Annotated in this window: 14 protein-coding genes; 9 read left to right on the forward strand and 5 right to left on the reverse strand. The window is 61.2% G+C overall.

Features of this window, described 5'->3' with window-relative positions:
- Positions 1-26 precede the first annotated feature (26 nt).
- The 3 genes from NMA58_RS21520 (at position 27) to NMA58_RS21530 (ending at position 2605) form a co-directional block, all read left to right on the forward strand.
- Positions 27-1052 (forward strand): histone deacetylase family protein, encoded by a 1026-nt coding sequence (locus NMA58_RS21520; RefSeq protein WP_434711860.1) that lies wholly within the window; start codon positions 27-29, stop codon positions 1050-1052.
- A gap of 9 nt (positions 1053-1061) precedes the next feature.
- Entirely contained in the window at positions 1062-1613 is a 552-nt protein-coding gene (recX, locus tag NMA58_RS21525; protein ID WP_085779926.1) for a recombination regulator RecX, read from the forward strand.
- A 98-nt stretch (positions 1614-1711) separates the two neighbouring features.
- Positions 1712-2605, forward strand: coding sequence for an EamA family transporter (locus NMA58_RS21530; RefSeq protein WP_434711861.1), 894 nt, complete (start codon positions 1712-1714; stop codon positions 2603-2605).
- Here NMA58_RS21530 and NMA58_RS21535 read toward each other — a convergent pair whose 3' ends face one another.
- Positions 2606-3073: a group III truncated hemoglobin gene (locus NMA58_RS21535; RefSeq protein WP_434711862.1), complete on the reverse strand. Its 468-nt coding sequence runs from the start codon at positions 3071-3073 to the stop codon at positions 2606-2608.
- A gap of 172 nt (positions 3074-3245) precedes the next feature.
- On the opposite strand from NMA58_RS21535, the gene mbfA reads away from it, so the two are divergent.
- A complete protein-coding gene (gene mbfA / locus NMA58_RS21540; protein ID WP_097599540.1) occupies positions 3246-4229 on the forward strand; it encodes an iron exporter MbfA in 984 nt (327 codons plus the stop codon).
- Between the two features lie 264 nt (positions 4230-4493).
- On the opposite strand, the gene NMA58_RS21545 is transcribed toward mbfA, so the two are convergent.
- Entirely contained in the window at positions 4494-5093 is a 600-nt protein-coding gene (locus NMA58_RS21545; RefSeq protein ID WP_097599539.1) for a transglutaminase-like cysteine peptidase, read from the reverse strand.
- Between the two features lie 165 nt (positions 5094-5258).
- The gene (locus NMA58_RS21550) at positions 5259-6083 is read right to left on the reverse strand and encodes an alpha/beta hydrolase (RefSeq protein WP_434711863.1); all 825 of its coding nucleotides are present in this window, start codon (positions 6081-6083) and stop codon (positions 5259-5261) included.
- A gap of 179 nt (positions 6084-6262) precedes the next feature.
- On the opposite strand from NMA58_RS21550, the gene infC reads away from it, so the two are divergent.
- The 5 genes from infC (at position 6263) to pheT (ending at position 11486) form a co-directional block, all read left to right on the forward strand.
- A complete protein-coding gene (gene infC, locus NMA58_RS21555; protein WP_073990355.1) occupies positions 6263-6799 on the forward strand; it encodes a translation initiation factor IF-3 in 537 nt (178 codons plus the stop codon).
- A 368-nt stretch (positions 6800-7167) separates the two neighbouring features.
- Positions 7168-7371 carry a 50S ribosomal protein L35 gene (gene rpmI / locus NMA58_RS21560; RefSeq protein ID WP_011423646.1) on the forward strand — a complete coding sequence of 68 codons (204 nt, stop codon included), beginning with the start codon at positions 7168-7170 and terminating at the stop codon, positions 7369-7371.
- Positions 7372-7410: 39 nt separating this feature from the next.
- On the forward strand, positions 7411-7815 hold the full coding sequence (rplT, locus tag NMA58_RS21565; RefSeq protein ID WP_064693455.1) for a 50S ribosomal protein L20: 405 nt from the start codon (positions 7411-7413) through the stop codon (positions 7813-7815).
- 148 nt (positions 7816-7963) lie between these two features.
- Positions 7964-9046 (forward strand): phenylalanine--tRNA ligase subunit alpha, encoded by a 1083-nt coding sequence (gene pheS, locus NMA58_RS21570; protein WP_183700671.1) that lies wholly within the window; start codon positions 7964-7966, stop codon positions 9044-9046.
- Positions 9047-9062: 16 nt separating this feature from the next.
- The gene (pheT, locus tag NMA58_RS21575; protein WP_434711864.1) at positions 9063-11486 is read left to right on the forward strand and encodes a phenylalanine--tRNA ligase subunit beta; all 2424 of its coding nucleotides are present in this window, start codon (positions 9063-9065) and stop codon (positions 11484-11486) included.
- A 51-nt stretch (positions 11487-11537) separates the two neighbouring features.
- Here pheT and NMA58_RS21580 read toward each other — a convergent pair whose 3' ends face one another.
- Positions 11538-11897, reverse strand: coding sequence for a nuclear transport factor 2 family protein (locus NMA58_RS21580; RefSeq protein ID WP_011423650.1), 360 nt, complete (start codon positions 11895-11897; stop codon positions 11538-11540).
- 91 nt (positions 11898-11988) lie between these two features.
- Complete coding sequence (locus NMA58_RS21585; RefSeq protein WP_434711865.1) at positions 11989-12984, reverse strand: aldo/keto reductase; 996 nt, start codon at positions 12982-12984, stop codon at positions 11989-11991.
- Positions 12985-13067: the final 83 nt, after the last annotated feature.

The raw sequence follows: 13067 nt of genomic DNA on the forward strand, positions 1-13067 counted from the left end.
GAATTCCAATCAAGGACGGATCCGAAATGCGCGTCATCTATTCCGAAGACCATAAGCTGCGTGACGCCAGGACCGAGCTCTATGCCGGCCAGCTGGTGACGCCCTTCGAGGCGCCGTTTCGGGCCGAGTGGATCCTGGCGGCGGTCAAGGAAGCGGGTTTTGCCGATGTCGCAGCGCCGGACGCGCATGGGCTGGAAGCGGCCCGAAAGGTGCATGACCCCGCCTATCTCGATTTTCTCGCCACCGTCTGGGATCGCTGGGTGGCGGCCGGTTTCGAAGGCGAAGCGATCGCCAATTCCTTCCCGGTCCGCCGCACCAGCCATCGCGTGCCCGACAATATCGTCGGCGCGATCGGCCATTATGCCAATGCCGCCGACACCTCCATCACCAAGGGCTCTTATGAAGCGGCGATCGCCTCCATGCGTTGCGCCATCACCGGAGCGGATTGGCTGAATGCCGGTAACCGGTTCGCCTTTGCGCTTTGCCGTCCGCCCGGCCACCATGCCGGCATCGATCTCTTCGGCGGCTATTGCTTCATCAACAATGCGGGCGTCGCGGCCCAGCGGCTCATCGATCACGGCGCGAAGAAGATCGCCGTGCTCGATGTCGATTTCCATCACGGCAACGGCACGCAGGACCTCTTCTATCACAGAGGCGATGTCTTCACGGCCTCGCTGCATGGCGATCCGATGTTTGCCTTTCCCTATTTCCTCGGCCATGCCGACGAGGAAGGAGAAGGGCAGGGTACGGGCAGCAACCGCAACTATCCGATGCCGCCGCACACGCCCTGGCAGGTCTGGTCTTCGGCCCTTGCCGATGCGCTCGCCCGCATCAAGGCTTTCGGCGCCGAGGCGATCGTTGTGGCGCTCGGCGTCGATACCTTCGAGCGCGACCCGATCTCCTTTTTCCAGCTGAAGTCGGAAGACTTCATTCGCATGGGAGAGATGATCTCCGCCGCCGGCCTGCCCGTCGTCACCTGCATGGAGGGCGGTTACGGCGTGCCGGAAATTGGCCTCAACGTCGCCAATGTCCTCAAGGGCCTGGAAGCCTGATTGCTTGATATGACCGACGAGATCGTTCCATCCGACATTCCGACGCCTCGCATGCTGAGCTGGGCCCGCAACTCCGCCATCTATCGCTTGGAGCGGCGGATGATGACCGAAAAGCAGCTGTTTGACGCCATCACCCGCAAGGCGAAAGAGAAGTTCGAGGATATCGGTGCGGCGCAACTCAAGGCCCTTGCCGATTTCGCCGTCAGGTTCGCCTATGACAACAAGGCGCTCGATGATGGCGCCTATGCCGAGATCAGCACGCGTTCTCAGCTGCGCGGCGGCAAATCGAAGCGCGCCATCGCCCGGAAACTTGCGGCCAAGGGCGTCGCTGGTGATAAGGTAGAGGCCGCCCTTGAGGAGGCTGACGATCTCTATGCTGCTGCGATATTTGCCCGCAAACGCGCCTTCGGCCCCTTCCGCCGCGTCGAGCTTGACGAAAAGCGAAAGGCCAAAGAGCTTTCGGCCTTCGCCCGCAACGGCTTCAGCTTCGACATCGGCAGGAAGGTGTTCGACATGAGTTTGGAGGATGCCGAAGAGGTCATCCTGGCCTGCCGTCTCTAATCTTGCATAAGGCCTTTTGCTGGCCGGATCAGAAGTTTGAATTTGTCGCTCGCAGACCGTCTTCGTAAGAACAGCGCACAATCGGCGAGGGGACGGGTATGGAAGAAAGAGCAAATGCCGGCGCGGGCACGCTGACCGCAGAGGCGTCAACAGCATTTGGCGGGGTGGCGACTGGCGGGCTAATGTGTCTCCTATCCATGTCGTCGATCCAGTTCGGCGCCGCACTCTCATCCTCAGCCATCTCAACCTATGGGCCGGCCGGCGCCTCTTGGCTGCGCCTGGCTTTTGCGGCCATCATTCTCGCCCTTGTCGTGCGGCCGCGCGTCCTCAGCTACACAAGGGCGCAATGGACGAGCGCTCTGGTCCTCGGCGCGGCGACAGCGCTGATGACCATGAGCTTCTTCGCGGCGATCGAGCGCATTCCCCTCGGTCTTGCCGTAGCGATCGATTTTCTCGGCCCGCTTTCCGTTGCGACCATCGGCTATGGCCTCAGCCGGCGTCTCCTCTGGCCTCTCATTGCAGCATTTGGCGTTCTGGCGCTTGCTCATGACGGTGAAGGCTGGGTCGGCAATATCGAGGGCATTCTTTTTGCACTCGGCGCCGGAACCGGATGGGCGATCTATATCGTCCTGACAAAAAGGATCGGCGCGAGCTTCAAGGGGCTGGAGGGGCTTTCCATATCGCTGATGGCCGCCGCTCTTGTCGCGACACCCTTCGGCATCGCCGGCGCCATCCCGAAGCTCGATGCTTACGGCCTTGTTGAAATGGTCGGCCTTGCCGTTCTCGTGCCGCTGCTTCCCTACACGCTGGAGCTGATCGCCTTGCGGCGCATGCCGACGGCATCTTTCGGCATTCTCATGAGCCTCGAGCCGGCCATCGCGGCACTCGCCGGTTTCGTCATTCTGGCCCAGCCGATGACGCTGCTGCAGATGGCCGGAACTGCCTTGGTGGTCGCCGCAAGTGCCGGCGCGACCTTTTCCGCTCGGCAGTGATCAGCCCGCCTTTTTCGCCGGATCGTCGAGAGCGGGATTGTAGAACAGCGACAGCGTCAGGCTTTTGGCAATCCGCTCGGCGGTCGCCATGAACCAGACCTTGGCTTCCGACGAGGGGGCGATCTCGTCAAGCGTTGCGGCGAACAGCGACAGCCACTTCGGAAAAAGATCGGGCGTCAGGTTCTGAACGCCGGTATGCGCCTGCACCGGCTTGCCGCCATAGGCGCCGCTGCGGAAGGCAACGGCCGACCAGAAGCTCTTCATCTTCTCTATATGCTCTGGCCAGCGGCCGGAAAGCCGCGCATCGAATACCGGACCGAGATCGGGATGCTCCAGCACGCGCGCGTAAAACGTTTCGACCAGCCTGCCGATAAAAGCCTCGTCGACCCCTATCGTCCGCATCTCGGCCTCCGCCTTTTCGCGGATCGCCGCGACATGGGCAGGGCGGCCCTGAATGTCATTGTTCATCATAAACCCCGGCGCCGCATGATGCGGCGTCTCTCATATAAGTCTTTACCTCAGCGAACCAAAGCCGCTCGTGCGGATTGCGGCAATCTGTCAGCCGGTCCGCCTCGGCCACTTGACCACCATCGCTTCCTTGCCTAGGTTTAGAATTATTCTAAATTTTTTGGAGAAGTTTATGCTGGCGCGTTTTTTCAGGTCGCCGAAACGATCCTTTGATTCGCTCTCCGAGCAGGAGATTCTCGCCCTTGCGATTGCCTCCGAGGAAGATGACGCCCGCATCTATCTCGCCTATGCCGACAAGCTGCGCCCTGAATTTCCGGCTTCGGCCAAGGTCTTTGAAGATATGGCCGAGGTCGAGGATACGCACCGCAAATCGCTGTTCGAAATCCATCGTCAACGTTTCGGCGAGCGCATCCCGCTGATTCGGCGCGAGCATGTGCAGGGCTTTTACGAACGCAAGCCGGACTGGCTGCGAGCCAACCTGTCGCTCGATGCGATGCGGCAGGAGACCGAGGCGATGGAGGAGCAGGCCTATCGATTTTATGTCGAGGCGGCAAAGCGCACCACCGACGCCTCGACGCGTGAGCTGCTCGGCGACCTCGCACTCGCCGAACAGGGGCACGAAGACATCGCCCGCATGCTTGGCGACAAACATACGCCTGAGGATATCAGGCGCGACGAGGACGAGACGGCGCACCGGCAATTCGTGCTGACCTATGTGCAGCCGGGCCTTGCCGGCTTGATGGACGGCTCGGTTTCGACGCTGGCGCCGATCTTTGCCGCAGCCTTCGCTACCCAGGATACATGGCAGACCTTCCTCGTCGGTCTTTCCGCCTCCGTCGGCGCCGGCATCTCGATGGGCTTCACCGAAGCCGCCCATGACGACGGAAAAATCTCCGGCCGGGGCTCGCCGGTCAAACGTGGCCTTGCCTGCGGCATCATGACGGCGCTCGGCGGCCTCGGCCATGCGCTGCCCTATCTGATCCCGCATTTCTGGACGGCAACGATCACTGCCGCCATCATCGTCTTCTTCGAGCTCTGGGCAATCGCCTTCATCCAGAACCGCTACATGGAAACCCCCTTCCTGCGCGCCGCCTTCCAGGTCGTGCTCGGCGGCGGCCTGGTACTCGCCGCCGGTATTTTGATTGGGAATGGGTGAGGAGCGGTCGGCGAAGCCGAGCAATCGATCCAGTGAATCGATTGCAGCGACGAACGCCCTGAGCCAAAGCGAAGGGCCGGGAGACGGTGCGGCGTATCAACACCTCATCTCCGGCGGCACGCAGACGATCAGCCCTCAATGAGGTGCACAGCACGGACCTCGAAGGACGAGGACTGCGAAAGCTAACGACGACGCGTCTCCAATCTCCAAAAAGCAAAAGGCCGGCTTTCGCCGGCCTTTTCCCCCGCATCCCCTTGAAAATTCTTAGCGAAGAGCGCCGACCAGAAGGTCGCGGCCGTTCTCGATGGTGACCCAACGGCCGGCATTGTAGCTCGACTGGCGCTTGACGAAGGTGTAGGGCGTCGCAAACCAGGGCTTCACGTCGGCTGCGAGATTGTCGAGCACGAAGTCGCCGTCGGCTGCGCGCAGCGTCAGGACGGCATGGCCTTCACCGTCAGGCTTGCGCACGACGGTCATCAGAAGGTCGGCGGCCGAAAAGCCGCGCTGGATCAGCATGCGGCGCTTCAAGAGCGCGAAATCCTCGCAGTCGCCAGCGGTCGTCGGATAGGCCCAGACCTCGTCCTTGCCGTAGATTTCCTTGTCGGTCATCGGTTTGATCGTGCTGTTGACCGTAGCGTTGACCGAGCGGACGAGCGACCACTTCGCAGGCGTCATCTCGACCGGACCCGCATTGCGGTTCGCGCCGCACTCACTGCTGTGGGTCTGACAGAAATCATAATGGCCGATCGGCTGAGAGGTGGCGTTGCCTGTTACCATGGAAGCATTTCTGCTTGGAGCTGGGATGGCGGCAGTCGCCATCGCAAACACGGCCGTCATGGCCACAAAGATACCCTTGAATCGCACGCCCGCCCTTTCCTCGATCGCCCCTTAAATTATTAACAAATTGTTAATGGAGAGGGCCGAGAAGAGTCAATCGTTACTTCTTGGGAGAGCGTTGCGACGCGCCAACATGGTTAAAATGCAACGGGTTGGCGGCTTGCGTTAGGGGAATTTCGCGGTCGGTGCTGTTCAAATGGGCATCTGCATATTTGTTGATGAACGAATGATGCCTTTGACGGCGCTGAGCAGAAGGGCGATATCGCCCGGGCGGGAAAGGCGGTGGTCGCCATCGCGGATGAAGGTCAGCACCACGTCGTCGGCGGGAAGGTGCTCCAGAAGCTTCATTGCGTGCGCATGCGGCACGTCGGGATCTTTCATGCCCTGAAGGATATGCACCGGGCAGCCCGTCTCGATCATGCCGTCGAGCACACGGTTCTTGCGCCCGTCCTCGATCAGTGCCTGCGTATAGATGTTCGGTTCGGGGCTGTATTGCGAGCGCTCTTCGAAATAGCCGCGCTCCGCCAGCGACTTGCGCTCCTTGGCCTTAAGGTTCGGCTCGATCAGTTCCGACGTGAAATCGGGCGCCGGCGCGATCAGCACCATACCGGCGAGCTTCGGACCACCCTGTCGGGCGAGTTCCTGCGCCAGCCGGAGCGCGATCCAGGCTCCCATCGAGGAACCGACGAGAATGATCCTGTCCGGCGCAAGATGACGAATGACGGCAAGCACTTCCTCCAGCCAGCGCGAGATCGTGCCGTCGCGGAAGCTGCCGCCGGAAAGACCGTGGCCTGAATAGTCGAAGCGGATGCAGGCGGCCCCGAGTTCGCGCGCCAGCCCGTCGAGCTCGAGGGCTTTGGTGCCGCTCATGTCCGAACGGTAGCCGGATAGCCAAACGAGAGATGGGGCGGTATTGCCGGCTTGGGCGGGGCGGACGAGCATGGCGATTTCACGCGCCGCCTCGCCTTCACCGACCGTCATGAACTGGGGTTGGGTATTCTCCATCGGATCGGACATCGGCGAAACTCCTGTTGTTTTGGCCTATAAAACAGATTCTTGGCAGGCTGACAGCGGGTGATTTTTCCGCTATAGGGTGATATTGACTCCGTTGCAGCGATAACGAGATAGGTTTGCGCCCCTGATGATCGGGAGCGCGCGGCTGCAACGTTCCGAAACAACGCGAGGAGAATACGACCATTCGCAGACCTTTTAAGACCGATGCGCCCGTGAAGGACGGACCGCGCTCGAATCGTGAAATCCGCATTCCCAAAGTTCAGCTGATCGCGGCTGACGGACAGAATATGGGCGTCGTGCCCACCGACCAGGCCTTGAGAATGGCGGAAGAAGCCGGCCTCGATCTTGTCGAAATTTCCCCAAATGCCGAACCGCCGGTGTGTAAGATCCTTGATCTGGGCAAGCTGAAATATGCCAACCAGAAGAAGGCTGCCGAGGCGCGCAAGAAGCAGAAGATCGTCGAAGTCAAAGAAATCAAGATGCGCCCGAACATCGACACCCATGATTATGAGGTGAAGATGAAGGCGATGGGCCGCTTCTTCGACGAGGGCGACAAGGTCAAGGTGACGCTGAAATTCCGCGGCCGCGAAATGGCTCACCAGGAACTCGGCATGAAGCTTTTGCAGCAGGTCAAGGCGGATACGACCGAGATCGCCAAGGTGGAAGCCGAGCCCAAGCTCGAAGGCCGCCAGATGATGATGGTGCTGGCGCCGAAGTAAGCGCCAGTCACTTTTTGCCCAAGGCCGTCCGCAAGGGCGGCTTTTGTGCGTTCGGCCACCCTATCTTCGGCCCCTTTGTTTTATGCATGTCGTTATCCCGGAACCGCCGCACACTTCCGCGCGACATGCATAGCCGAAGATTCCTCCGCGGCCCCGTTGCACTTTCGTGACGCTGCGGTTATAAGCGCGCGTCCGAACTGACCGGCAGGGCATGCCGTGGCAGTTTCGAATGCTTGCGGAACGGTTCGTCGCCGATGCCGCAGATCAACAACAAACGCTCCCGCACCTTGTTGCGACGGCCGGAGAACCGGACTTCGCGAGGAGGGCTTTTTGATGAAGCGTGCAGGGAGGACAGAAGGAGTAGCAAAATGCCCAAGATGAAGACGAAGTCCGCTGCCAAGAAGCGGTTCAAGATCACCGCATCCGGCAAGGTCAAGGCGGCTGCCGCTGGCAAGCGCCATGGCATGATCAAGCGCACGAACAAGTTCATTCGCGATGCACGCGGCACGATGGTTCTCGCAGAACCCGATGGCCGCAAGGTCGTGAAGAACTATCTGCCGAACGGTCTCTGAGACTATTCCGGTAACGCGTTAGATTAAGGAGATCATGAAATGGCACGTGTAAAGAGAGGCGTCGCAGCCCACGCCAAGCATAAGAAGGTTCTGAAGCAGGCGAAGGGCTTCTACGGCCGCCGCAAGAACACCATCCGTACCGCCAAGGCCGCCGTCGATCGCGCCAAGCAGTACGCCTACCGCGACCGCAAGGTCAACAAGCGCAATTTCCGCGCACTCTGGATCCAGCGCATCAACGCTGCCGTCCGCGAATTTGGCCTGACCTATGGCCGCTTCATCGACGGCCTGAACAAGGCAGGCATCGAAGTCGACCGCAAGGTTCTCTCCGACATGGCGATCCATGAGCCGGAAGCATTCGGCGCCCTGGTTGCTGCCGCCAAGAAGGCTCTTGAGTATCTCAAGGAAACCGGCACGGCGAACGAGTTTGAAGGCGCGGTTCGGTAACCAGCGCTTCCCAAGCTTGACGCTTTTTTGAATTTTGGGAAACCCGCGCTGGTTTGGGCTGGCGCGGGTTTTTCTTTCTCTATACTCCTTGCGCCGGCCTCTCCAGCCCGCCTCTCGAACGCCGCCTGATCTGGACGGAAAGAAGACGATGTCAGATATCGACCAGCTTAAATCCACCTTGCTTGCCGAAATTTCCGCCGCCGGTGATGAGCCCGCGCTCGAGGCCGTGCGCGTGTCCGCCCTCGGCAAAAAGGGCTCTGTCTCCGAGCTCTTGAAGACGCTCGGCACCATGACGCCGGAGGAACGCCAGACCCGCGGCGCGGCGATCAACGCCTTGAAGAACGAGGTGACGGACGCCATTGCCGAGCGCAAATCGGTGCTGAAAATGGCGGCGGTCAATGCCCGTCTTAAGGCCGAGACGGTCGATGTCAGCCTTCCGGTGCGCTCCTCGCCCGCCGAGCGCGGCCGCATCCATCCGATCAGCCAGATCGTCGACGAGATCACCGCGATCTTCGCCGATATGGGTTTCTCGATCGCCGAAGGTCCCGATATCGAGACCGACTACTACAATTTCACCGCGCTGAATTTTCCCGAAGGCCATCCGGCCCGCGAGATGCACGACACCTTCTTCTTCAATCCGGATGAGAACGGCGAGCGCAAGGTGCTGCGCACCCATACCTCGCCGGTGCAGGTGCGCACCATGGAAGCGCAGCAGCCGCCGATCCGCATCATCATTCCCGGCAAGACATATCGTCAGGATAGCGACGCCACCCATTCGCCGATGTTCCATCAGGTCGAAGGCCTCGTCATCGACAAGAAGGCCAATGTCGCCAACATCCGCTGGGTGCTGGAAGAATTCTGCAAGGCCTTCTTCGAGGTCGAAAGCGTGACGATGCGTTTCCGCCCGTCCTTCTTCCCCTTCACCGAGCCCTCCTTCGAGGTCGATATCCAGTGCGACCGCTCCGGCCCGATCGTCAAGTTCGGCGAAGGCACCGACTGGATGGAGATTCTCGGCTGCGGCATGGTCCACCCGAACGTGCTGCGCTATGGCGGGCTAGATCCGGACGAATACCAGGGTTTTGCCTGGGGCATGGGTCTCGATCGCATCGCCATGCTGAAATACGGCATGCCCGACCTGCGCGACTTCTTCAATGCCGACGTCCGCTGGATGACGCATTACGGCTTCCGCCCGCTCGACATGCCGACGCTGTTCGGCGGTCTGAGCGCTTGAACGGAGATTTGGGACGATGAAATTCACGCTCTCCTGGCTGAAAGAGCATCTCGAAACGGATGCCACGCTGGATGAAATCTGCGCCCGCCTCACCGAGATCGGGTTGGAAGTTGAAGATGTCGACGACAAGGCGGCGTTCAAGCCCTTCGTTATCGCCAAGGTCCTCTCGGCGGAAAAACATCCGCAGGCCGATCGCCTGAAGGTGCTGATGGTCGATACCGGATCCGGCGCGCCGGTACAGGTCGTCTGCGGCGCCCCGAATGCGCGCGCGGGCCTCGTCGGCGCCTTCGCCGCACCTGGAACCTATGTTCCCGGCATTGACGTCACGCTCGCCGTCGGCAATATCCGCGGCGTCGAAAGCCGCGGCATGATGTGCTCCGAAAAGGAGCTTGAGATATCCGACAGTCATGACGGCATCATCGAACTGCCCGAGGATGCGCCGGTCGGCCAGAGTTACGCCGCCTATATCAATCTCGACGATCCGGTCATCGAGATCAACCTGACGCCGAACCGGCCGGATTGCACCTCGATCCACGGCATTGCCCGCGATCTTGCCGCCTCTGGTCTCGGCAGGCTGAAGATGCGCCCCGCGCCGTCTTTTGCCGTCGAAGGCGAGACGCCAGTCAAGCTGACCCTCGATCTCGATGATCCCAGGCTCTGCCCGGGCTTCGCGCTGCGTCTCGTGCGCGGCGTCAAGAACGGCCCGAGCCCGCGCTGGATGCAGCAACGGCTCACAGCCATCGGCCTGCGCCCGATCAACGCGCTGGTTGACGTCACCAATTACATGACTTTCGATCAGGGCCGGCCGATCCATGTCTTCGATGCCGCCAAGATCAAGGGCAATCTAACTGTCCGCCGCGCGAGGGAAGGTGAGACCGTACTGGCGCTCGACCAGCGCGAATACAAGCTCGGCCCGAACAATGTCGTCATATCGGATGAAGACGGCATCGAATCGATCGGCGGCATCATGGGCGGAGAACATTCCGGCTGCGACGAGAACACCGTCGACGTGCTGATCGAATCAGCTCTGTGGGACCCGATGAACATCGCCAAATCGGGCCGCAGCCTCGGCATCATCACCGATGCCCGCTACCGCTTCGAACGCGGCGTCGATCCGGAATATATGGTTCCCGGTCTCGAACGCACGACCGAACTGGTGCTGGAACTCTGCGGCGGCACCGCTACCAGGGCCGAGATTGCCGGCTATCGCGGCTGCGAACCGAAGGTTGTCGATTTCCCCTATTCGGAGGTCAAGCGCCTGACTGGCCTCGAAGTCTCCAATGAGGAAAGCAACACGATCCTGACGCGTCTCGGCTTCACGGTCTCAGGCTCCGGCGAGAGGGTCTCCGTCGCCGTTCCCTCCTGGCGTCCTGATGTCGACGGCAAGGCCGATCTCGTCGAGGAGGTCATGCGCATCCACGGCGTCGACAATATCAAGCCGGCGCCGCTCGAAAGCCATGCCGCCGTCAATGGCCGGATCCTGACGACGCTGCAGATCCGCACCCGCACGGCGAAGCGGGCGCTCGCCGCGCGCGGAATGCTGGAGGCCGTGACCTGGTCCTTCATTCCAGAGGATCAGGCAAGGCTGTTCGGCGGCGGTTCGCCCGCGCTCAAGCTTGCCAATCCGATCGCCGCCGAAATGTCGGACATGCGCCCGTCGTTGCTGCCGGGCCTGCTGACGGCGGCTCAGCGCAATGCCGACAAGGGTTACGCCGACGTTGCGATCTTCGAAGTCTCCGGCACCTATGAAAACGACCGGCCGGAAGGCCAGCGCCGCGTCGCCGGCGGCATCCGCCGTGGCACGGCATCGCTCGCCGGCGCCGGCCGCATGTGGTCCAATACAGCCAAGGGCGGTGGCAAGCCGGTCGACGTCTTCGACGCCAAGGCCGATGCGCTCGCCGTCATCGAAGCCTGCGGCCTGCCGATGGGCAATATCCAGATCGAGCAGGGCGGCCCCGAATGGTACCATCCCGGCCGCTCCGGCACGATCAAGATGGGGCCGAAGATCGTGCTCGGCTATTTCGGTGAATTCCATCCGCTGACGCTGGAAGCCCTCGATGTCTCCGGTGCTCTCTGCGGCTTCGAAGTCTATCTCGATGCCATGGCGGAGCCGAAAAAGAAGGCGACCCGCACCAAGCCGGCGCTCGATCTGTCGCCTTTCCAGGCCGTCAAGCGCGACTTCGCCTTCGTCGTCGACAAGACGGTGGAATCAGGCGCGATCGTCAAGGCTGCGACCGGCGCCGACCGTAAGCTCGTCACCGGCGTCACCGTCTTCGACATCTTCGAGGGCGCATCGGTCGGCGAGGGCAAGAAGTCGGTAGCGATCGAGGTTCAGATCCAGCCGGTCGAGCGCACGCTGACGGACGAGGATTTCGAGGCGCTGACGCAGAAGATCGTGGCGAGCGTCACGAAATTCACCGGCGGCGTCCTCAGAAGCTGAGCTTCATCTGCCGAAGATATATTGGACCGGTCGCGCGAGCGGCCGGTCTTTTCATGTGTGCAAATGATAGAGTTTGCTGACGATCACCCATCGGCCTTCGATCTTCAGCAGCGATAGATAGTCGGTGAAGCGCATTCCGGCGAAATCGTCGGTGACCTTCACGCTTGCCGCGTCACCCTCGACATCGACGTTCTGGATGTCCATGAAAGGCTGCGTGCCGGGAGGGGCCGGCTCCTCGGCCAGAATTGCGGCGATGAATTCGTCCCGCGTCAGCCATTCGACGGCATTCTGGTAATAGCCGATGATCGAGCTTTTCGGGTGAAAGGCCTTCTTCAAGGCTGCCGCATTGGCGAAGGCCATGCCTTCGACATAGAGGTGAACCGTCTGCTCGACTGCCTGTCTGTCCGACATGTTTCCATCCCGTTCTCCAAGATGGCGTTAGATAGTTTCGCCGGCCGCGAAGGCAAGCCCGACCTGTGCGACCGGCCGGGCTTGTCCGTTCTCAAATATTCGTCATGGCAAGCGAGGCATCCGAATAGCGCTTGCCCGCCACCTGTGCCGCTGGGATCGCCTCGCCGAGTTGATCGAGCTCCACCGCGCTGAGCGTGATATCGGCAGCAGCGACGTTTTGTTCGAGGTGGTGAAGCTTGCGCGCGCCGGGGATCGGCACGATGTCGTCGCCCTGGTTCAGCACCCAGGCCAGTGCCAGCTGCGCCGCGGTCACGCCTTTTGCGGCGGCAAGCTTTTCGAGCGTTGCGACAAGCGCGGCATTGGCGTCGAAATTCTCCGCTTGGAAACGCGGTACCTGCCGGCGGAAATCGTCGTGGGCAAGGTCGTCGGCCTTGCGGATCGCTCCTGTCAGGAAACCGCGCCCGAGGGGGCTGTAGGGCACGAAGCCGATGCCGAGTTCGCGGCAGGTGGCAAGCACATCCTCTTCGGGATCGCGCGTCCACAGCGAATATTCGCTCTGAAGCGCTGCGATCGGATGGACCGCATGAGCGCGGCGGATCGTGGCGCTGCCGGCTTCCGAGAGGCCGAGGGCACGGACTTTCCCTTCCTTCACAAGCTCGGCCATGGCGCCGACCGTCTCCTCGATCGGCACGTTGGGGTCGACCCGGTGCTGGTAGAAGAGATCGATGGTCTCGATGTCCAAACGCTTCAGTGAGGCTTCGGCAACCGCACGCACATGCTCAGGACGGCTGTCAACACCGGCGATGGCGGCAGCGCCGGCCTGGCTGGTATCGATCTTGAAGCCGAATTTGGTGGCGATCACCACGCGGTCGCGGAAGGGCTTCAGCGCTCTTCCGAGAAGAACCTCGTTGGTGAAGGGACCATAGACTTCGGCCGTGTCGAAGAAGGTGACGCCGAGATCGACGGCGCGGTGCAGCGTCTTGACCGATTCCGCTTCGTCGCTGGCGCCATAGGCAAAGCTCATGCCCATGCAGCCGAGGCCGACGGCAGAGACCGTGAGATCGTTTCCGAGTTTTCTGGTTTTCATGATGCGCTCCTTTTCTGAGCTGACGTCGAACCGGTTGGGAGATCATTGCGGTACAGCCAGACTATATCGGCGCCGTATCAATC

Origin of the sequence: Rhizobium sp. YTUHZ045 (genome assembly GCF_051124255.1) — a bacterium.
Lineage (GTDB): Bacteria > Pseudomonadota > Alphaproteobacteria > Rhizobiales > Rhizobiaceae > Rhizobium.

Bases quoted from the DNA above. Each gene is read 5' to 3' on its own strand.
- mbfA (WP_097599540.1), top strand. From the start codon at position 3,246: ATGCTGGCGCGTTTTTTCAGGTCGCCGAAACGATCCTTTGATTCGCTC.
- NMA58_RS21550 (WP_434711863.1), bottom strand. From the start codon at position 6,083: ATGTCCGATCCGATGGAGAATACCCAACCCCAGTTCATGACGGTCGGT.
- rplT (WP_064693455.1), top strand. From the start codon at position 7,411: ATGGCACGTGTAAAGAGAGGCGTCGCAGCCCACGCCAAGCATAAGAAG.
- pheT (WP_434711864.1), top strand. From the start codon at position 9,063: ATGAAATTCACGCTCTCCTGGCTGAAAGAGCATCTCGAAACGGATGCC.
- NMA58_RS21530 (WP_434711861.1), top strand. From the start codon at position 1,712: ATGGAAGAAAGAGCAAATGCCGGCGCGGGCACGCTGACCGCAGAGGCG.
- recX (WP_085779926.1), top strand. From the start codon at position 1,062: ATGACCGACGAGATCGTTCCATCCGACATTCCGACGCCTCGCATGCTG.
- NMA58_RS21535 (WP_434711862.1), bottom strand. From the start codon at position 3,073: ATGAACAATGACATTCAGGGCCGCCCTGCCCATGTCGCGGCGATCCGC.
- NMA58_RS21580 (WP_011423650.1), bottom strand. From the start codon at position 11,897: ATGTCGGACAGACAGGCAGTCGAGCAGACGGTTCACCTCTATGTCGAA.
- rpmI (WP_011423646.1), top strand. From the start codon at position 7,168: ATGCCCAAGATGAAGACGAAGTCCGCTGCCAAGAAGCGGTTCAAGATC.
- NMA58_RS21585 (WP_434711865.1), bottom strand. From the start codon at position 12,984: ATGAAAACCAGAAAACTCGGAAACGATCTCACGGTCTCTGCCGTCGGC.
- pheS (WP_183700671.1), top strand. From the start codon at position 7,964: ATGTCAGATATCGACCAGCTTAAATCCACCTTGCTTGCCGAAATTTCC.
- NMA58_RS21520 (WP_434711860.1), top strand. From the start codon at position 27: ATGCGCGTCATCTATTCCGAAGACCATAAGCTGCGTGACGCCAGGACC.